Annotated in this window: 20 protein-coding genes; 10 read left to right on the forward strand and 10 right to left on the reverse strand. The window is 72.4% G+C overall.

All coding sequences use genetic code 11. From position 1 onward, the window contains the following. Positions 1-75: 75 nt before the first annotated feature. A complete protein-coding gene (locus ACU436_RS40225) occupies positions 76-1,185 on the reverse strand; it encodes a D-alanine--D-alanine ligase family protein (protein WP_459032408.1) in 1,110 nt (369 codons plus the stop codon). An 87-nt stretch (positions 1,186-1,272) separates the two neighbouring features. Between ACU436_RS40225 and ACU436_RS40230 the strand changes: the two genes are divergently transcribed. Next, positions 1,273-1,506, forward strand: a complete 234-nt coding sequence (locus ACU436_RS40230) for a type II toxin-antitoxin system Phd/YefM family antitoxin (protein ID WP_459032409.1) — start codon at positions 1,273-1,275, stop codon at positions 1,504-1,506. Further along, complete coding sequence (locus ACU436_RS40235) at positions 1,503-1,895, forward strand: type II toxin-antitoxin system VapC family toxin (protein ID WP_459032410.1); 393 nt, start codon at positions 1,503-1,505, stop codon at positions 1,893-1,895. Before ACU436_RS40230 ends, ACU436_RS40235 begins: the two co-directional genes overlap by 4 nt. A gap of 8 nt (positions 1,896-1,903) precedes the next feature. On the opposite strand, the gene ACU436_RS40240 is transcribed toward ACU436_RS40235, so the two are convergent. After that, positions 1,904-2,797 carry an isocitrate lyase/PEP mutase family protein gene (locus tag ACU436_RS40240; RefSeq protein ID WP_459032411.1) on the reverse strand — a complete coding sequence of 298 codons (894 nt, stop codon included), beginning with the start codon at positions 2,795-2,797 and terminating at the stop codon, positions 1,904-1,906. Between the two features lie 103 nt (positions 2,798-2,900). On the opposite strand from ACU436_RS40240, the gene ACU436_RS40245 reads away from it, so the two are divergent. Genes ACU436_RS40245 through ACU436_RS40260 form a run of 4 tightly spaced genes read left to right on the forward strand, consistent with a single transcriptional unit; the run spans position 2,901 to position 8,084 of the window. Further along, entirely contained in the window at positions 2,901-3,569 is a 669-nt protein-coding gene (locus tag ACU436_RS40245) for a GntR family transcriptional regulator (RefSeq protein ID WP_459032412.1), read from the forward strand. After that, on the forward strand, positions 3,566-5,614 hold the full coding sequence (locus ACU436_RS40250) for a hydantoinase/oxoprolinase family protein (protein WP_459032413.1): 2,049 nt from the start codon (positions 3,566-3,568) through the stop codon (positions 5,612-5,614). The genes ACU436_RS40245 and ACU436_RS40250 overlap by 4 nt, the downstream gene beginning before the upstream one ends. Further along, entirely contained in the window at positions 5,614-7,476 is a 1,863-nt protein-coding gene (locus tag ACU436_RS40255) for a hydantoinase B/oxoprolinase family protein (protein ID WP_459032414.1), read from the forward strand. The genes ACU436_RS40250 and ACU436_RS40255 overlap by 1 nt, the downstream gene beginning before the upstream one ends. Then, positions 7,473-8,084, forward strand: a complete 612-nt coding sequence (locus tag ACU436_RS40260; protein ID WP_459032415.1) for an isochorismatase family protein — start codon at positions 7,473-7,475, stop codon at positions 8,082-8,084. Before ACU436_RS40255 ends, ACU436_RS40260 begins: the two co-directional genes overlap by 4 nt. Before the next feature lie 142 nt (positions 8,085-8,226). Here ACU436_RS40260 and ACU436_RS40265 read toward each other — a convergent pair whose 3' ends face one another. Genes ACU436_RS40265 through ACU436_RS40280 form a run of 4 tightly spaced genes read right to left on the reverse strand, consistent with a single transcriptional unit; the run spans position 8,227 to position 12,042 of the window. Next, on the reverse strand, positions 8,227-8,913 hold the full coding sequence (locus tag ACU436_RS40265; RefSeq protein ID WP_459032416.1) for a glycerophosphodiester phosphodiesterase: 687 nt from the start codon (positions 8,911-8,913) through the stop codon (positions 8,227-8,229). Continuing rightward, positions 8,910-10,238, reverse strand: a complete 1,329-nt coding sequence (locus ACU436_RS40270; RefSeq protein WP_459032417.1) for an ABC transporter substrate-binding protein — start codon at positions 10,236-10,238, stop codon at positions 8,910-8,912. Before ACU436_RS40270 ends, ACU436_RS40265 begins: the two co-directional genes overlap by 4 nt. Beyond that, positions 10,235-11,101, reverse strand: coding sequence for a carbohydrate ABC transporter permease (locus ACU436_RS40275; RefSeq protein ID WP_459032418.1), 867 nt, complete (start codon positions 11,099-11,101; stop codon positions 10,235-10,237). The genes ACU436_RS40270 and ACU436_RS40275 overlap by 4 nt, the downstream gene beginning before the upstream one ends. Then, positions 11,098-12,042, reverse strand: a complete 945-nt coding sequence (locus tag ACU436_RS40280; protein ID WP_459032419.1) for a carbohydrate ABC transporter permease — start codon at positions 12,040-12,042, stop codon at positions 11,098-11,100. The genes ACU436_RS40275 and ACU436_RS40280 overlap by 4 nt, the downstream gene beginning before the upstream one ends. 264 nt (positions 12,043-12,306) lie before the next feature. Between ACU436_RS40280 and ACU436_RS40285 the strand changes: the two genes are divergently transcribed. Then, positions 12,307-13,134, forward strand: a complete 828-nt coding sequence (locus ACU436_RS40285) for a sugar phosphate nucleotidyltransferase (protein ID WP_459032457.1) — start codon at positions 12,307-12,309, stop codon at positions 13,132-13,134. 13 nt (positions 13,135-13,147) lie between these two features. Here the strand turns inward: ACU436_RS40285 and ACU436_RS40290 are convergent, their stop codons facing one another. Further along, entirely contained in the window at positions 13,148-13,510 is a 363-nt protein-coding gene (locus ACU436_RS40290; RefSeq protein WP_459032420.1) for a hypothetical protein, read from the reverse strand. A 60-nt stretch (positions 13,511-13,570) separates the two neighbouring features. On the opposite strand from ACU436_RS40290, the gene ACU436_RS40295 reads away from it, so the two are divergent. Further along, positions 13,571-15,028 (forward strand): lipopolysaccharide biosynthesis protein, encoded by a 1,458-nt coding sequence (locus ACU436_RS40295; protein WP_459032421.1) that lies wholly within the window; start codon positions 13,571-13,573, stop codon positions 15,026-15,028. Here ACU436_RS40295 and ACU436_RS40300 read toward each other — a convergent pair. Together ACU436_RS40300 and ACU436_RS40305 are read right to left on the reverse strand one after the other, a co-directional pair. Continuing rightward, positions 14,995-15,768, reverse strand: a complete 774-nt coding sequence (locus tag ACU436_RS40300; RefSeq protein ID WP_459032422.1) for a DeoR/GlpR family DNA-binding transcription regulator — start codon at positions 15,766-15,768, stop codon at positions 14,995-14,997. The genes ACU436_RS40295 and ACU436_RS40300 overlap by 34 nt on opposite strands. 45 nt (positions 15,769-15,813) lie before the next feature. Then, positions 15,814-16,773 (reverse strand): NAD(P)H-dependent flavin oxidoreductase, encoded by a 960-nt coding sequence (locus ACU436_RS40305; RefSeq protein ID WP_459032423.1) that lies wholly within the window; start codon positions 16,771-16,773, stop codon positions 15,814-15,816. A 112-nt stretch (positions 16,774-16,885) separates the two neighbouring features. On the opposite strand from ACU436_RS40305, the gene ACU436_RS40310 reads away from it, so the two are divergent. Further along, positions 16,886-17,146, forward strand: coding sequence for a hypothetical protein (locus ACU436_RS40310; protein ID WP_459032424.1), 261 nt, complete (start codon positions 16,886-16,888; stop codon positions 17,144-17,146). Next, positions 17,100-17,549: a pyridoxamine 5'-phosphate oxidase family protein gene (locus tag ACU436_RS40315; protein ID WP_459032425.1), complete on the forward strand. Its 450-nt coding sequence runs from the start codon at positions 17,100-17,102 to the stop codon at positions 17,547-17,549. Before ACU436_RS40310 ends, ACU436_RS40315 begins: the two co-directional genes overlap by 47 nt. Before the next feature lie 29 nt (positions 17,550-17,578). Here ACU436_RS40315 and ACU436_RS40320 read toward each other — a convergent pair whose 3' ends face one another. Further along, positions 17,579-18,037: a MarR family transcriptional regulator gene (locus tag ACU436_RS40320; RefSeq protein ID WP_459032426.1), complete on the reverse strand. Its 459-nt coding sequence runs from the start codon at positions 18,035-18,037 to the stop codon at positions 17,579-17,581. Positions 18,038-18,085 lie beyond the last annotated feature (48 nt).

Consider the following 18,085-nt stretch of genomic DNA (forward strand, 5'->3'; position numbering starts at 1 on the left):
CCTCCGCACACATGCCCGACCATGTGTGCGGACGCTCGAAGGTATGTGCGGTCAGAATCACCCGGTACCGGGGATCTATCGGAGGCCGGTCCCCCGGGCCACCGCCGTCTCGACGAGCGTGCTCAGGAGCGTCTCGAAGTCGATCCCGGTGACGGCCCAGGCCCGGGGGTACATCGAGATCGGGGTGAAGCCGGGCATCGTGTTGACCTCGTTGAGCGTCAGCTCGCCGGCCGGCCCGACGAAGAAGTCGACGCGGGCGAGGCCCTGCCCGTCGACGGCGTGGAACGCGGTGACGGCCATCGCGCGCAGCCGCTCGGCGACCGCGTCGTCGAGCTTGGCGGGGATGTCGAACTCGCAGACGTCGTCGAGGTACTTGGCCTCGAAGTCGTAGAACTCGGGCTTGTGGCCGTCCGGGGCGGTGCCGACGATCCGGATCTCCGCCGGGACGCTGGCGCGCACCGTGCCGTCGGGGAACTCCAGCACGGCGCACTCGACCTCGCGCCCGACGATCGCGGCCTCCACCAGCACCTTCGGGTCGTGCTCGCGGGCGGTGGCGATCGCGGCGTCGAGGTCGGCCCAGTCGGTGACCCGCGTGATGCCCACCGACGAGCCCGCCCGCGCCGGCTTGACGAACACCGGCAGCCCGAGCCGTACGCGCTCCTCGGGGGTCAGCGTCGCGGTGCCCCGGCGCAGCACGACGACGTCGCCCACCGGGATGCCCTCGGCGGCGAGGAGCTTCTTCGCGTACTCCTTGTCCATGGACGCGGCGCTCGCCAGCACGCCGGCCCCGACGTAGGGCACGCCGGCCATCTCCAGCAGGCCCTGGATCGTGCCGTCCTCGCCGAACGGGCCGTGCAGGACGGGGAACACGGCGTCGACGCCGGAGAAGACCTCGCCGGCCCGGTCGGGGTCGAGGACGACGAGCCCGCCGCGGGTCGGGTCGCCGGGCAGGGCGAGCGCGGTGCCACCCGCCTCGACCGACGGCAGCGCGCGGTCCGAGATCACCAGCTCCCGCGGGTCCGAGGTGCCCAGCACCCAGGCGCCGTCGCGGGTGATGCCGACCGGGACGACCTCGAACCGCTCGGGGTCCAGGTGGGACATGACGGCCCCCGCGGAGATGCAGGAGATCGCGTGCTCGCTGCTGCGACCCCCGAACACGACAGCGACCCGCACCTTCTGCGTCATGGCGCCCGAGAGTAGGCCGACCGGGGCGCCCGGACCGATCGGGGCACCGCTTGGTCGTTGGCTAAGTGGCTGGCTAAGCTGCTCCGCATGGTCGAGGTCGGGGTCCACGAGGCCAAGACGACGCTCTCCGATCTCCTGCGCCGGGTCGCCGAAGGCGAAGAGGTCGTGATCACGCGCAGCGGGGAGCCGGTGGCCCGCCTCGTCCCGGTGCAGCGGCGGGCCCGCCGCACGTTCGGTGCCGACCGCGGCCTGTTCGAGGTGCCCGAGGACTTCGACGATCCGCTGCCGGACGACGTGCAGAGGGCGTTCGAAGGAGGATGAGGTACCTCCTCGACACACACGTCTGGCTCTGGCTCCAGACACAACCCGAGCGCGTGCCGGACGACGTCCGCGACCGCCTCGGCGACGGATCCGCGCAGTTGCTGCTGTCCGCGGCGAGCTCGTGGGAGATCGCGATCAAGCACGCGCTGGGCAAGCTCCCGCTGCCCGAACCACCGAGGACCTACGTCCCGTCGCGCATGCGTCGTGACAACGTCGACGGCCTCCCGGTCACCCACTCCCACGCGCTGCACGTCGCCACCCTCCCGCGTCACCACGGTGACCCGTTCGACCGCCTCCTCGTGGCACAGGCGCAGCTCGAAGGTGTGCCGCTGGTGACGGCCGACCCGCGCATCGCGCGCTACGACGTGCCGGTCGTCCAGGCGATCTGATCCGGGCGTCAGGTCCCGAAGCGCTCCTCCAGCGACCGGATCTCGGGCAGTCCGATGAGGTCGGTGAACTCGTCGAACGACGGCAGGCCCGGCAGTGCGGCGGCGGGCGTGCCGTCGGCCTTCAGGGCCGCGAGCAGGGAGCGGATGCCCGCGGTGGCCGCGAGCAGCGTGCCGATCGGGAACAGCACCAGCGCGAACCCCAGCTCGGCGATCCGGTCCAGTGGCAGCGGCGGGGTGCGCCCGCCCTCGGCCCAGTTGAACACCAGCGGCGCGACGCCGGCGAGCTCCCGCGCCACGCGCGCGATGTCGTCCTCGCTGGTCGGCGCCTCGACGAAGAGCAGGTCGGCACCGGCGTCGGCGTAGGCACGGGCGCGGTCCAGCGCGGCGTCCAGCCCGTCGACGGCGGCGGCGTCGGTACGCGCGATGACCAGGAAGTCGGGGTCGTGGCGGGCGGCGACGGCGGCGCGGATCTTGCCCACCATCTCGTCGGTGCCGATCACCGCCTTGCCGCTCATGTGACCGCACTTCTTCGGCATCACCTGGTCCTCCAGGTGCACGCCCGCGACGCCGGCCTGCTCGTAGGAACGCACGGTGCGCACGACGTTGATCGCGTTGCCGTAGCCGGTGTCGGCATCCGCGATCACCGGCACGTCGACCGCGGCGACGATGCGCCGCGCGTTGTCGACCATCTCCGCACCGCCGAGCAGCCCGACGTCGGGCCGGCCGATCAGCGACGCCGTGGTGCCGAAGCCCGTCATGTAGACGACGCCGAACCCGGCCTGCTCCACGAGGCGCGCCGAGAGCGCGTCGTACGCACCCGGCGCCACGACCGGGCCGGGCCCGGCGAGCAGCTCCCGCAACCGGGCGCGGGGCGCCGGACCGGACCGCAGCAGATCGCCCACGTGATCCCCCTTTGCATGCATTCGTCGCGAAGTTACGCCTGAACCGTTGCCCTGTGGAACCTCCAGTCCTAGATTGCACACAATCTGCGGGACGGGGTGACGCGTGACACGTACGGTGACCTCCACCGAGCGCGCGCTGGGTGCGCTGCGCGAGCTGATCCTGCACGGGCAGTTCGCGGCGGGCGCGCGGCTGGGCGAGGTCGAGCTCGCCGAACGGCTCGGGGTGAGCCGCACGCCGGTCCGCGAGGCCCTCACCCGGCTCGCCGCCGAGGGGCTCGTCGAGGTCGTGCCCAACCGCGGGGCGCGCGTCGCCAGCTGGAGCGTCGCCGAGCTGGAGGGCGTGTTCGACCTGCGCTCGGCCCTGGAACCGCGGATCACCGGGCACGCCGTCCCCCGGGCGCAATGGGCCGACGTCGGCGCGCTGGACGAGCTCGCCGCCGAGATGCTCGCGGTCGGCCTCCCCGGCCCGGCGCAGGACCTCGACGCCCTCGTCCCGCTCAACCGCCGCTTCCACGGCCGGTTGGTCGTGATCGCCGACCAGCCCGCGCTCGCCGCGGCGCTCGCCGGCGCCATCCACGCCCCGATCCAGCTGCGCAACTTCCACGCCTACGACGAGGCGTCGCTGCGCCGCAGCCTCGCCCACCACGTCGAGATCGTCGCCGCGATCCGGGCGGGCGACCCGACGTGGGCGCAGGCCGTCATGACCGCACACATCCACAACGCCCGCGCGGTGATGCTGCGGGCCGCGCGCGAGCAGGAGGAGGACGCATGAGTTACCGGCTCGGTGTCGACGTCGGAGGCACGTTCACCGACGTCCTCCTCGTCGAGGAGGCGACCGGCGCGACGTGGCGGGCGAAGACCTCCTCCACCCCCGCCGACCAGTCCCTCGGCGTGCTCACCGGCATCGGGAAGGTGTGCGCCGAGGCCGGCATCGCGCTGTCCGACGTCGCCCAGGTGCTGCACGGCACCACCGTCGCCACCAACGCGATCCTCGAGGGCAAGGGCGCCACCGTCGGGCTGGTCACCACGAAGGGTTTCCGGCAGGTCCTGCAGATCGCCCGCTCGTTCGTGCCCGGCGGCCTCGCCGGCTGGATCATCTGGCCGAAGCCGGAGCCGCTCGCGGCGCTGGAGAACACCGTCGAGGTCGACGAGCGCATCGCCTCCGACGGCGGCGTCGTGCGGAAGCTCTCCGACGTCGACGTCCGCGAGCAGCTCGGCCGGCTCACCGGGATCGACGCGCTCGCCGTCTCGCTGATCAACTCCTTCGCCGACCCGGCGCACGAGCGGCGGATCGCCGAGATCGCGGCGGAGGTGCTGCCCGGCGTGCCGGTGTCGCTGTCCTCCGACGTGCTGCCCGAGCTGCGGGAGTACGAGCGCACGGTCACCACCGTGGCCAACGGCTACGTCCAGCCGCAGGTGAAGCACTACGCCGAGACGCTCGCCGGGAAGCTCGCCGACGGCGGCGTGGCCGGTGAGCTGGCGATCCTGCGCAGCGACGGCGGGCTGTCCTCGGCCGCCGCGGCGATCGGCGCGCCCGTCACGATGCTGCTCTCCGGCCCGGCCGGCGGCGTCACCGGCGCGGTGTGGACGGCCGAGCAGTGCGGCGTCACCGACCTCATCACGTTCGACATGGGCGGCACCTCCACCGACGTCGCCCTCGTGCAGGGCCTCACCCCGCGGATCGGTCGCGAGACGAAGATCGGCGACCTGACGGTCCGCGCCTCCAGCGTCGACGTGCGCACGGTCGGTGCGGGCGGGGGTTCCATCGCCCATGTCCCCGAGCTCACGAAGGCGCTGCGGGTGGGCCCGCAGTCCGCGGGCGCCGACCCGGGCCCGGCCGCGTACGGCAAGGGCGGTACCGAGCCGACCGTCACGGACGCGAACGTCGTGCTCGGCTACCTGCCCCCGACGCTCGCCGGGGGCGAGATCGCCCTCGACGTCGAGGCCTCCCGCACCGCGGTCGGCAAGGTCGCCGAGGCGATGGGGCTCCCGAGCCCGGAGGCCGCCGCGGCCGGGATCGTCGACATCGTCAACGAGAACATGCTCGGCGGCCTGCGGCTGGTGTCGGTGCAGCAGGGTTTCGACCCGCGTGACTTCGCGCTCGTCGCGTTCGGCGGGGCCGGGCCGCTGCACGCCAACGCGCTCGGGAAGCTGACCGGGGCCTGGCCGGTGATCGTCCCACCGTCCCCTGGCGTGCTGTGCGCGCTGGGCGACGCCACCACTTCGGCACGCAGCGAGTCGGCCCGCACGGTCCTGCGCAGGTTCGCCGACCTGTCCTCCGACGACCTCGCGACGATCCTGCACGAGCTGGCTGCCGAGGCCGGGGCCCGGCTGGCCGAGCAGGGCGTCCCCGAGGCCGAGCAGGACACCGCCTTCCGCGTCGACGTGCGTTACCACGGCCAGGGCTTCGAGATCCCGGTCGACGTCACCGACCTCGGCGAGGGCGCGCTCGGCACGCTCGCCGCCGCGTTCGACGCCGAGCACGAGCGGCTGTTCTCGTTCCTGCTGACCACCGACCACGAGCTGGTCAACGCCCGCGCCACGGTGACCGGCCCGCGCCCGCAGGTGGCCGCCACGCACCTGCAGGAGGGCGACGGCGACCCGGCCGCCGCGCTCGTCGACACCCACCCGGTCCACGTGTCGGGTGAATGGGTCGACGCCCGCGTGTACGACCGCACGAAGCTGCGGGCCGGCGACGTCGTCGCCGGTCCGGCGATCGCCATCGAGATGGACTCGACCACCCTCGTGCTGCCCGGCCACACGGCCACCGTGCACCCGTCCGGCAGCCTGCTGATCCGTCCGGAGGAGGCCCGCTGATGGCCCGCATCATCGAGACCGCGACCAGCGCGGTCGAGAAGGCGGAGGTCGACCCGGTCACGCTCGACCTCATCGAGAACGGCCTGCGCAACGCCCGGTACGAGATGGACGAGGTGCTGTTCCGCACCGCGCTGTCCCCGGGCATCCGCGAGCAGCACGACGAGTTCCCGCTGATCGCAGACCCGAGCGGGAAGATGGTCGTCGGCCAGTTCGGCCTCTCCGTCCCGGACTTCCTCGACGGCTTCGAGGGCTCGATCGAGGAGGGCGACGTCCTGCTGACGTCGGACCCGTACGCGTGCGGCGCCGCCATCAGCCACGCCAACGACTGGCTGCTCGTCATGCCGATCTTCCACGAGGGCCGGGTGGTCGGCTGGGCGTCGATGTTCGGGCACATGTCCGACGTCGGCGGCAAGACGCCGTGTTCGATGCCCACCGACGCGCGCACGATCTACGAGGAGGGCGTGGTGATCCCGCCCTTCAAGCTGTACGCGAAGGGCGCGCTGAACGAGGACGCGCTCAAGATCATCCTCAACCAGGTCCGGATGCCCGACTGGAACCGGGCCGACCTCAACGGCCTCGTCGCGGCCTGCCGCACGGCGGGCCGGCGCGTGGTGGAGATGTGCGAGCGGTTCGGCACCGCCACGTACCTCTCGGCGCTCGACGCGCTCCTGCAGCGCAACCACGACGCGATGAAGGTGCTGCTGCACACGGTCTTCGAGGAGGGCCGCACGCTCAGCTTCACCGACTACATCTGCGACGACGGCGTCGGCAACGGGCCATACGAGCTGAAGATGTCGCTCACCCGCACCGGCGACAAGGTGCACATCGACTTCACCGGGTCCAGCCCGCAGGCCGCCGGGCCGATCAACTACTACATCAACGAGAACCTCACCCGGATGTTCTTCGGGATCTACATGATCACGGTCGCCGACCCGCAGATCCTGTGGAACGACGGCTTCTACCCCCTCGTCGACGTCACGATCCCCGAGGGCTCGTACTGGAGGCCGAAGCGGCCCGCGTCGCTCAACGGCCGCAACCACGGCGTCGGGCGGGTGTTCGACCTGTTCGGCGGCCTGCTCGGCCAGACCAACCCGGCGTTGCTCAACGCGGCCGGCTTCTCCTCGTCGCCGCACTTCATGTACTCCGGGCACTACTCGGCGGGCGAGCGCAAGGGCGAGTGGTTCCAGCTGTACTCGATCGGCTTCGGCGGCATCCCCGGCCGCCCGCTCGGTGACGGCCCGGACGGCCACTCGCTGTGGCCGAGCTTCGTCAACATCCCGTGCGAGTACCTGGAGTCGTACTACCCGCTGCGGATCGAGAAGTGGGAGACCGTCGCCGACACCGGCGGCCCCGGGCTGCACCGCGGCGGCAACGGCGTCGACGTCGCGTACGTCTTCGAGGAGCCGGGCACGATCGCGATCCACGACGACCGCTGGCTCACCTACCCATGGGGCGTGAACGGCGGCCACCCGGGCGCGCGCGGCACCAAGTGGATCGAGCGGGCGGGCGGCGACCGCGAGGTGCTGCCGAGCAAGTGCCACGACGTCCCGGTCGCCCCCGGCGACGTGCTGCACTTCGTCACCTGGGGCGGCGGCGGGTGGGGCGACCCGCTCGAGCGCGACCCGGCGTTGGTGGAGCTGGAGGTGCGGCGCGGTCTCGTCACGGCCGAGGGCGCGCGGCGCTACGGCGTGGTCGCCGGTGACCCCGCGGCGACCGAGGCGCTGCGGGTCGAGATGCGCTCGGCCCGGCCGGCGGAGCTGCCCGTGTTCGACATGGGCCCGCCGATCGACGAGCTACTGGCGCGGTGCGAGGAGGAGACGGGCCTGCCCGCCCCGAAGCGCCCGGTCTGGACGGACGCGTGACCGGGCCGCACGGGAGCGCGTTCTCGGGCCGCGTCGGGTGGGGCGAGCGGCCCGCCGTCGTGGTGGTCGACCTCGTGCGCGCCTACACGGAGGCGGACGGGCCGTTCGCACTGCCCGAGCCGGGGCCCGCGGTCGCCGCAACGGCGCGGCTGGTGGACGCGGCGCGGGCGGGCGGCCACCCGGTCGTCTGGACGGTCGTGCGCTACACCGCAGGCCTCGCCGACGGCGGCCTGTTCGCACGGAAGGTGCCCGCGCTGGCCGCGTTCACCGAGGACGCCGACGGCGGCTGGGGCGAGCTGGTGCTGAAGCCGGGCCCGGGCGAGCCGGTGGTGGTCAAGCAGTACGCGTCGGCGTTCTTCGGCACGTCGCTGGCGGCCACGCTGCACGCGGCCGGCGTCGACACGGTGGTCGTCACGGGCGTCTCGACGTCGGGTTGCGTACGGGCCACGGCCACGGACGCGCTGAACCACGGCTTCCACCCGCAGGTCGTGCGCCAGGCCTGCGCCGACCGCACCCCGGAACTGCACGACAACAACCTCACGGACCTGGACGCGAAGTACGCGGACGTGGTGGACCTGGAGGAGGCACTCCCCCACCTCGGCGGCTGAGCCGCCTCGCGGACCCGGCCGCATGCGGCGGCGCCGGGATGGCTGTCGCACACCAACTCGTGCGCCGGCACACCAACTGCAGTTGGTGTGCGAGCGCGGAAGTTGGTGTGTGAGCGGGTTCTGCCGCGGGTCACGTCCCTGGTCAGATTGCGCGAACCACGCCGCAGATGCGCTCGGGGTGGTCCGTCGTCACTCCGTCCACCTCCAGTTCCGACGCCGTCGCGAAGGTCCGCTCGTCGGGCACCGGCCAGGCCGTGACCTCGAAGCCGCGCTCGTGCAGGTCGGCGACGCTTTCGGCGGTGAGCCCGGCGATCCCGCACAGCGCGGTGCCGGCGGCAGCGGACGTGGTCCGGGCCACGATCTCGGCGGACGCCGGCGTGCGGCCGAGGATGAGGCCGGTCTCGATCTCGGGCAGCTCCTGGCGGACGGCGAGCAGGATCTCCGCGTGGGACGACGTGACGAGCGTGCGCCGGGCCAGGTTCGGGTCCGCGCGCATCGACTCGGCCAGCAGCGGCACCGCCGCCTCGGCCTTCACCTCGGCCTGGAATCGGACGTCGACCGCGGCCACGGCCTCGGCCCAGGTCGGCACCCGCTCGCCCAGGCCGGCGTCGAGCGCCCGGATCTCGTCGAAGGTCAGCTCCGCCACCGCGCCGGAGCCGTCGGTGGTGCGGTCGACCGTGGCGTCGTGCAGCACGACCAGGTGGCCGTCGGCGGTGACGCGCAGGTCGAGCTCGATCTCGTCGCAACCCTCCCGCTGCGCCCTGCGGAAGGAGCGCAGGGTGTTCTCGGGCTCGCTGCCCATCGCTCCGCGGTGGCCGGTGACGATCACGCTCGCACCTTCTCCTCGTACTGGCGCCGCACCTCGTCGGCGATCGACTCGAGCCGCCGCGCCACCGACCCGAACACGTCGCGGGGGTCGGCGTTGTCGGCGTAGATCTGCTGCAGACCGGTGTAGATCGCGACGTTGGCGTTGCGCCCGTAGAGGCGGATCGCGTCCTGCTGCCGGGCCTGCGTCAGCTGCTCGATCGCCACCCCGTAGTTCGGCTGCTGCGCGATGAGGTCGACGAGGACCTGCTCCCGGCGTGCCGCCTGCACCACCGGGAGGTAGCCGGTCTCGGTGGTCCAGCGGGCCGACATCTCCGGCCGCGCGAGGAAGGCGAGGAACTCCGCGGCGGCCTGCTTGCGCTCGGCGGTGGCATTGCGCATCATGCCGATCCCGCCGCCGCCGGTGGCCACGCCGGATGCGACCTCGGCCGGCACGAACCCGGCTCCCACCTCGAACGACGACTTCTCCGTGACGGTGCGGAGGGCGCCCGTGCTGTCCTGCGCCATGGCCACGAGGCCGTTGGCGAAGTCGGTGGTGGCGCTGGTGGCCATGTAGCCGTAGCCGTCCTGGACGAGCCGCCGCTGCCACTCGCCCGCCGCGACCGCGCCGTCCTCGTCGATCGTCACGTCGAGCCCGTCGGAGTAGGCGCCACCGAACTGCCAGACGTTGCCCTGGAACTGCCAGTCGCCGTCCACCTTGACGAACGCGAGGCTGCGCAGCGGCCGCCCGGCGGACTGCACGCGGGCCAGCGCCGGAGCCCACTCCCGCAGCTCGCTCCACGTCTCCGGCGCCCGGTCCGGCAGCCCGGCCTGCGCGAACGCGTCGCGGTTGAAGTAGAGCAACGGCGTGCTGCGGGCGAACGGGATCCACCAGCTGTGGCCCTGCAGCACCCCCTCGTCGAACAGCTTCGGCTCGTACCCGCCCGCGTCGAAGCCGGGCCGGAAGTACGCGTCGAACGGTTCCAGCGCGTCGTTGAGGTAGAACCGCTCCCAGGTGACGTCGGAGAAGATCGCGATGTCCGGCACCTGCCCGGCGATCAGCGAGGCGGCCACCTTCTGCGCCGTGTCGTCGTAGGTGCCCTGGTACTGGGTCTCGACGTAGACGTCGCCCTGCGAGTCGTTGAACAGCGTGGCGAGCTCGCCGATCGCCTTGCCGTTGCGTCCGCTGTAGGAGTGCCAGAACACCACGCGCACGCGCCCGGCGTACTGCGCGGGGATCGCGCCCGGGGGCTGGGCGTACTCGGCGTCCGGGGAGCGGAAGCCGCAGCCGGCGAGGCCGGCGGCGCCTGCGGCACCGAGCAGCCCGAGGAAGGATCGGCGCGTTCTCATCCCTTCACCGCCCCGGCCGTGATGCCGCCGACGATCCAGCGCTGCGCCACGAAGAAGATCACCAGCATCGGGGCGAGCACGAGCGCCGTGCCGGCCATGGTCGTGCCCCAGTTCGTCGGTCCCTCCTGGTCCTTGAGGAGCAGCAGCCCGACCGGCAGCGTCCGCATCTCCACGGTGTTGGTGACGATCAATGGCCAGACGAACTGGTTCCACTCCTCGACGGCGGTGATCACCAGGACCGTGATCAGCATCGGCCGCGACATCGGCAGCACCACCTGCCAGAGGGTGCGCAGGTGCCCCGCGCCGTCCACGGCAGCCGCGTCCGTGACCTCGCGGGGCAGCGTGCGGAAGTGCTGGCGCATCAGGAACGTGGCGAACGCGGAGCCGATGCCCGGGATGATCAGCCCGGCGTAGGTGTTGATCCAGCCGAGGCTCGCCACCGTGAGGTAGTTGGGCAGCAGCGTGACGTGGCCCGGCACCATCATCGCGCCGAGGACGCCCAGGAACAGCACGTTCTTGAACGGGAACCGCAGGTGCACGAACGCGTACGCGGTGAGCACGGCGTTCGTGGCCTTGAGCGCGGTGCCGGCCACGGTGGCGACCGTCGAGTTGAGGAAGAACCGGTCGAACGGCGCGGCGTCCCAGGCCAGCCTGAAGTTCTCCCAGGTCAGGGCGCTGGGCCACCACCCGGGCGGAGCCTGGTAGATCTCGTCCGGCGCCTTCACCGACGTGGTGACGAGCCAGTACAGGGGCCCGAGGAACACCGCGGCCACTGCCACCAGCAGCACGTACTGCACCGCGCGCACGGGCCGGGGCGTCCGCTGCGGGCGGGCCGGCACCGTCCTCTCCAGCGTGGCCGTCATCCGACGTGCACCCGCCTCTCCATGATCCGGACCTGGACCGCGGTGACGATCAGCAGGATGATGAACATGATGATCGACATCGTCGCGGCACGGCCGGCGTCGAACGCCTCGAAGCCCTCGCTGTAGATGGCCCAGCTGAGCGTGGTGGTCGCGTCACCCGGCCCGCCGCCCGTCATCACGGCGATCACGTCGAACGCCTGGAACGTGCCGATCACGGTCGTGATCAGCAGGAAGAACGTGATCGGCCGCAGCTGGGGCAGGGTGACCCGGCGGAACCGCGTCCACGGGCCGGCTCCGTCGATGACGGCGGCCTCGTCCAGCTCACGCGGTAGGCCCTGCATACCGGTCAGGTAGATCAGCCCGGCGAACCCGACGTTCTTCCAGAGGTAGACGACCACCAGGGCGGCGAGCGCCCCGTCCGAGTCGTTCACGAGGTTCGGCGCGGTGATCCCGAGCGGGTCGAGCAGCACCCGCACCAGCCCGTAGCCCGGGTCGAAGACGAAGAGCCACAGCGTCGCCACCGCGGCCCCGGAGAGCACGTGCGGGGCGAACGAGAGCGTGCGCACGAGCCCGCGTCCCGCCAGCGGCAGGTTCAGCAGCACCGCGAGCGCCAGCCCGATCACCAGGCTGCCGGCCACGATCAGGCCCGTGAACACCACGGTCGTCCACAGCGTCTGGTGGAACGCGGGGTCGGTGAGCGTGCGCGCGTAGTTGGCCGGCCCGACGAACGTCGGCCGGACCGCGATCATGTTCCACTCGGTGAGGCTGAGGTAGGCGTTGTAGAGGATCGGCCAGTACGCGAAGACCGCGATCACGATCAGGTTCGGCGCCACCATCAGCGCGAACAACCCGTACTCCCGGAGCGGGCGGGGACGCGCGCCCGAAGCCGGCCGCAGGGGCGCATCCGGAAGGGCCCGGACGGACTCGCCGACAGCGGTCATGCCCGCCTCCTCGTCGTGGTGGGCGTCGATCGTCGGGAAATTATCACCCATTAGTGGGTTCGAACAGTGTTGGAGTGTGAAGTTCGACGGTAGTTCACAGATCGTGTCTCGAGCGCCGACCGCGATCCGCCCGAGCGATCCACTTCGAGGGGGCCGAGCAACCTCCGGGCCCCGCCATGCGTCATCCTGACGGGGTGGGCGCAACAGGTATTGCGCTCACGGCGTGTGACGGAGGCTGCGCATGAGCGTCAGGGGATGCACCGCGTGAAGGTCGTGCTGTTCTGCGGTGGGTACGGGATGCGGATCCGCGACGGCGCGTCCGACCTCCCGAAGCCGATGCAGCCGGTCGGGCCGCGGCCGCTGATCTGGCACGTGATGCGCTACTACGCGCACTTCGGCCACACCGACTTCGTGCTGTGCCTCGGCTACGGGGCACACCACATCAAGGACTTCTTCCTCACCTACTCCGACACCGACTCCAACGACTTCACGCTGGAGTCCGGTCGCGTGCGGCTGTTCTCGTCCGACATCTCGGACTGGACGATCACCTTCGTCCACACCGGGCTCGACTCGCCGATCGGGGAGCGGCTGCGCCGGGTGCGCCGGCACGTCGCGGGCGAGGAGATGTTCCTGGCCAACTACGCCGACGTGCTCACCGACCTGCCGCTGAACTCGATGGTGGACAGGTTCCGGCACTCGGACGCGGTGGGCGCGTTGCTGGCGGTGCCGCCGCAGTCGGCGTTCCACTGCGTGGACGTGGGCGAGGACGACCGGGTCGCGGGCATCACGACGCTGCAGGAGATGCCGCTGTGGGAGAACGGCGGCTACTTCGTGCTGCGCCCGGAGGTCTTCGACCACCTGCCCCGGAACGGGGACCTGATCATGGACGCGTGCCGGCCGCTGGCGGAGGAGGGCCGGTTGATGGCCTACCGGCACCGCGGGTTCTGGCAGCCGGCCGACACGGTGAAGGAGCGGCACGCGCTCGAAGCCGCCTACGGGGCGGGCAACCGCCCGTGGATGCTCTGGGAGCAGGACGGTGCCGCTCCCGCCACGTCGAGCGCGGAGCCGAACGGCGCGGGGTGGCGCCAGTGAGATCCACTCCCCGTCAGGCCTCCGCCTCGGCCCGCGAGCGCGTGCCCTGCAGGAGCGTGGACACCCGCTGGCGGCTCACGCGGAACAGCTCGCCGATCTTCGTGATGCTGACGTCCTCGCGCTGCAGTGCGAGCGCCTCCTCCCGGCGGAACCTGCTGCCGAGCTCGCCGAGGTCGTCCAGCACCTGCGTGATCGTCTCGATGACGAGGGGCGGCTCCTCCGTGGAGACGATCTCGTACCAGGAGGCTCCGTGCCGGCGGTGCTCGATCAGCTCCTCCGCGCGGCCGGAGGCCTCGTCGAGGGCCGCGATCGTGCGTTCCAACCCCGCTCTGAGCTCGACCAACGCCTGGACCGCGCCATCGGTGTCCCCGCTCATCCTCACCGACCTTTCTGTCCGATCTCCCACGATCATGCCCTCGCGACCGGATTCGCGTCGATGAGCCGCCCGGGGATCCCCGCGAGGGGGCCGGACGCGTGTCCCACCGTGCCGTTCGCCCTTCCCGCGCGCCGGGCGCGCTGGGGGGACTTCGCGCTCGCCGACGTGACGACCCAGCCGATGATGGTCGTGCCGCCGCCGGCCGCCTGCACCGACAGGAAGTCCGGGGCGGGCGAGGGCCTCGCACTGTCCATCAGCTCCGCGCTCGGCGCACTCGCCGGCCTCGTCAGCTGGCTCATCGCCGCACGCCTGCTCCCCCAAGCCGAGGTCGGACTCGCCGCCGCTGTCGTCTCCGCCTTCATCCTGATCGCCGGTATCACCCAACTCAACCTCGGCCTCGGACTCATCCGCTGGGTCCCGGTCGCGGGCCGACACGCCTCACCCCTGGTCTGGCGCAGCCTCCTACTGATCATGCCGCTGTCCGCGATCGTCGCCGTCGGCTATGTCCTGTTTGTACCAGACCTGGCCCGAACCGCCGCCGGTGTGGACGGCCCCCTCCCCCTCGGCATCTGCCTGTTCGCGCTCGCCAGCGCCGGGTGGGGCGTGTTCATCGTCCACGACTACATCCTCGTCGCCATCGGAAAGCCCTGGTGGACGGTCTGGCGCAACGGCCTGTTCGCCGCGGTCCGGATCACGCTGCTGCTCGTCCTCGGCACCGCGCTCGGCGCCCAGGGCGTCGTCCTGTCCTGGGTCTGTCCGATCGTCGTCTGGATCGCGTTCGGTTCCATCGTGCTCCTCGTCGTGGTGCGCCGCTTCGCACGCCAGGACCCCGGCTCCGGTGTGATGCCCAGCCGCTCCGAGGTCGTCGGCTTCCTCGGCCCCACCGCCACCGCCCAGGTCGGCTACACGCTGCTGCTCAACCAGGTGCCCCTCGTCGTCATCCTGCGCTTCGGGCCCGAGTCGGGGGCGGCGTTCTTCATCGCCTGGCAGGCCACGATCGTCCTCGAGACCGCGGCCAACTACTACATGCACTCGCTGTCGGCGAGCTGGGCGCGCGAACCCGAACGCGCCGCCGAGCTCACGACGTCGTCCCGCCGCCGCCTCCTGAAGATCTTCCTGCCGCTGCTCGCCCTGGGCGCGCTCCTCGCCGGTCCCGGCCTGTCCATCTTCGGACCCGGCTACGCCGAGGCCGCCGACATGCTCCGGCTGCTGCTGCTCGGGCTCGCCTTCCGGCTGCTCGTCGTGCACGAGCTCGGCGTCCGCACCGCCGCGGGCCGCGGCATGGCCTACGCCCGCCTCCACATCGCCAGCACCCTGCTCGTGCTGGTCGTCGCGCTCGTCGTCCCGGCCTCGACCGACCCGGATCCGAACGGGGTCAGCGCCGCCCTGTTCCCGGTGACCCTCGGCTACGTCGCCGTCCAGGTCGCCTGCGCGGCGCACGTCGTGCTGGTCCGGCTGCGCGGGCGGGCCGGGGGCCGGGGCGCTCAGACGGGCACGACCTCCACGGCCGCCCCCTGATCGCGAAGGGCCGCGACCTGCTCGGCGGGGGCCTGGTCGTCGACCAGGACGATGTCGAAGTCGGTGAGCGGGGCGAGGCGGTGCAACGCGGTGCGCCGCAGCTTCGCGTTGTCGATCAGGAGCACCCGCGTGCGCGCCGCGCCCAGCATCGCGCGCTTGACCAGCACGATCTCCTGCTCCTGGTGGTAGGCGTGCGTCGATGACACCGCCGAGACGCTGCAGAGCAGCAGGTCCGTCTGCAGCGCCTCGACGGCCTCGGCGCACGGCACCCCGCCGAACGAGTCGTGGGAGGGCGAGTAGATGCCGCCCAGCACGATCAGCTGGACGTCGGGCATCGCGGTGAGCAGCGAGACGGCGGGCAGGAAGTTGGTGGCGACGGTGAGCGGGGTGACGTCCTCCAGCAGGCGGACCACCGCGAGCGCGCTCGTGGAGTCGTCCAGCATCACCGACATCCCCGGCTCGACCATGGCGCGGGCGCGCCGGGCCAACGCGTGCTTCTGCTCCTGCGCGGTGTTGAGGCGGTAGGCCACGTTGCTCTCGAACACGCTGGTGGGCTGCGCGGTGACCCCGCCCCGATACTTGCGGACGACGCCCTGGCGCTCCAGGGCGTCCAGGTCCCGGTGGACCGTCATGAGGCTGACGCCGAACGCCTCGACGAGCTCGTGGGCCGTGGCCGTGCCGTGCCGGACGACGTACGCCGCGATCTCCGACTGCCGGCGCGCCGGGCGCCGGGCCGTCACGTCGACCCCTTCAGAACCAGTACTGCCTGCCGTCACCCCGCCATCTCACCAGACGCGCAGGAGACACTCGGCCCCGTCGGCCAGCTCCCGGACGACCTCCGCAGCCGGTCGGACGGCGGTGACGTGTTCCACGCCGCTGCCGGCGTAGAGCGCCATGGCATGGATCATGCCCTGCACCTCCTGGTGCGGCGGAATCCCCGAGCGCGGCGGGACCGGCTCGTCGTCCCCGATGGTGCCGACCCGCTCCTCGTCGACGGCGCCGCTCGCCGCGATCGCCGAGCGCAGCACCCGCGCCCGCGGGAGCGTGGCGCACAGTGGGCACTCCGCGAACCCGTCGGTGATCTCGGTGCTGTCCGGACCGGCGGCGAGCAGCGCCATGACGTACTCGGGGTGCGCTCCCGACTCCGGCGTCGCGAGGAACCGGGTGCCGACCCTGGCCCCGGCCGCGCCCGCCGCGAGCACCGCGGCCAGCGCCCGCGGCTCGGCGATGCCGCCCGCGGCGAGCACCGGCACGTCCACGGCGCGCAGCACGGCGGTGAGCAGCGGCAGCAGCGCCGTGTCGCCGCGCACGTGCCCGCCCGCCTCCCGGCCCTGCACGGTGACGACGTCCGCCCCCGCCTCGACGGCGAGCACGGCGTCGGGCAACGACCCGACCTGCCAGTTCACCAGCGCGCCGCCCTCGTGCGCGGCGTCGACGAGCTCGGCGCGCGGGGTGTTCCAGAAGAAGTCGACCACCCGGGCCCTCGCCCCCGCGACCGCGACGGCGGCCGGGTCGACCTGCTCGGTGACGAAGTTGACGGCGAGCGCCCCCGCGCTCGGGTCCGTCCACGAGTCCAGCTGGGCGGCGAACGTCTGCGGAGCCGCCCCGAGCGGGGCGCTGACCGTGCCGAGCCCACCGGCCCGCGCCACCGCCAGCGCGAGACCGGGCGGGGCGACCCGCCCCATCGGCGCCTGCTGGAGCGGGACGTCGCAGCCGACGAGCTCGGTGAACCGCGTGCTGAGCATCGGTGCCTCCTCGGTCCGGGGACGTTCCCAGGATGGCGCGGCCGCGGCCGGGGCATCCACACCTTCCACCGAACGGCGACGGGATCACCCCTCGATGCAGGACGCTCCGCGCATGACGATCCCGAACCCCGCGAACGCCCCGCTGCTGCTCACCGACGCCGACGTCCTCGAGCGCGTCGAGCAGCTGGTCGGCCCGGCCGCCGGCGACCGGCAGTGGGCGGCGGCCCTGCGGGAGGCCTGCGACCGGACGGGTGCGGCGTTGCGGGGCGTGTACCTCAGCACGAGCGGCGGCGTGCATCACCTCTGGTCGGGTGCAGACTGTGTCCGTGACGGTTCCCGATCTGACCCCGGTCCGCCGTTTCGTCGCCCGTGACCACGGGCTCGCGAGCATCAACGTCGTGCGCTCCGACGGCACGCCGCACGCCTCGCTGGTGAACGCGGGGGTGGTCGAGCACCCGCTCACCGGGCGACCGGTCGTCGGGTACGTCACCTACGGCCCGATCAAGCTGCGCGCCCTGCGCGAACGGCCCGCCACCTCGATCCTGTGGCGGGCCGGCTGGGAGTGGATCGGCGTCGACGGCCGGAGCGAGCTGATCGGCCCGGACGACCCGGCCGACGGCGTCGACGGCGAGGGCCTGCGCCTGCTCCTGCGCGCGGTGTTCGCCGGCGCGGGCGGCAGCCACGACGACTGGGACACCTACGACCGCGTCATGCGCGAGGAGCGGCGGGCCGCGGTGCTCGTCGAGCCCACGCGGGTGTACGGCACCCATTCCTGACGCGCCGCGGCTGACCGTGACTGCAGCGGCTACCTAGCCATTCCCCGGATCCGCTCCGCCTCCGCCAGCTGCACGGCCCGGCCGCGTTCCAGGAAGTCGGCGATCAGCAACAGTTCGGCCGCGCTCCAGCGTTGCAACGATGACATCCCGGCCGCTCCGACCGGCCCGTAGATCCGCTCGGCCAGCTCACGTGCTGACCCGGTCAGCGCGACGACGGCGCGCCTGCGGTCCTCGGGGTCCGGCTCGCGGGTGAGGTGGCCGCGCGCGACGAGCCGTTGGATCGCGGTCGTCGCGGCCGCCGGGCTCAGGTGCACGGCGGTGGCGACCTGCCCCGCCGTCCGCGGGCCGTCCGCGACGGTGCCGAGGATCCGCAGGTCGGTGCGGTTGACGCCGAAGACGACCGCGGCCGCCGCGTCCACCACGTCCGCGGCGTCGCCGAACTCGGACGCCGCACGCGCCGCCCGCTCCACCGCCAATTGCTTCGACACTCGAAGGAGTCTAACCTGAGGCCGAAGCATTTCGACGATCGAAAGGAT

This window comes from Pseudonocardia wallangbongensis (assembly GCF_054486945.1).

Excerpts from the sequence above, each read along its gene's own strand:
- ACU436_RS40225 (WP_459032408.1), bottom strand. The coding sequence starts at position 1,185 with ATGACGCAGAAGGTGCGGGTCGCTGTCGTGTTCGGGGGTCGCAGCAGC.
- ACU436_RS40230 (WP_459032409.1), top strand. The coding sequence starts at position 1,273 with ATGGTCGAGGTCGGGGTCCACGAGGCCAAGACGACGCTCTCCGATCTC.
- ACU436_RS40235 (WP_459032410.1), top strand. The coding sequence starts at position 1,503 with ATGAGGTACCTCCTCGACACACACGTCTGGCTCTGGCTCCAGACACAA.
- ACU436_RS40250 (WP_459032413.1), top strand. The coding sequence starts at position 3,566 with ATGAGTTACCGGCTCGGTGTCGACGTCGGAGGCACGTTCACCGACGTC.
- ACU436_RS40255 (WP_459032414.1), top strand. The coding sequence starts at position 5,614 with ATGGCCCGCATCATCGAGACCGCGACCAGCGCGGTCGAGAAGGCGGAG.
- ACU436_RS40270 (WP_459032417.1), bottom strand. The coding sequence starts at position 10,238 with ATGAGAACGCGCCGATCCTTCCTCGGGCTGCTCGGTGCCGCAGGCGCC.
- ACU436_RS40275 (WP_459032418.1), bottom strand. The coding sequence starts at position 11,101 with ATGACGGCCACGCTGGAGAGGACGGTGCCGGCCCGCCCGCAGCGGACG.
- ACU436_RS40280 (WP_459032419.1), bottom strand. The coding sequence starts at position 12,042 with ATGACCGCTGTCGGCGAGTCCGTCCGGGCCCTTCCGGATGCGCCCCTG.
- ACU436_RS40290 (WP_459032420.1), bottom strand. The coding sequence starts at position 13,510 with ATGAGCGGGGACACCGATGGCGCGGTCCAGGCGTTGGTCGAGCTCAGA.
- ACU436_RS40295 (WP_459032421.1), top strand. The coding sequence starts at position 13,571 with ATGAGCCGCCCGGGGATCCCCGCGAGGGGGCCGGACGCGTGTCCCACC.
- ACU436_RS40305 (WP_459032423.1), bottom strand. The coding sequence starts at position 16,773 with ATGCTCAGCACGCGGTTCACCGAGCTCGTCGGCTGCGACGTCCCGCTC.
- ACU436_RS40310 (WP_459032424.1), top strand. The coding sequence starts at position 16,886 with ATGACGATCCCGAACCCCGCGAACGCCCCGCTGCTGCTCACCGACGCC.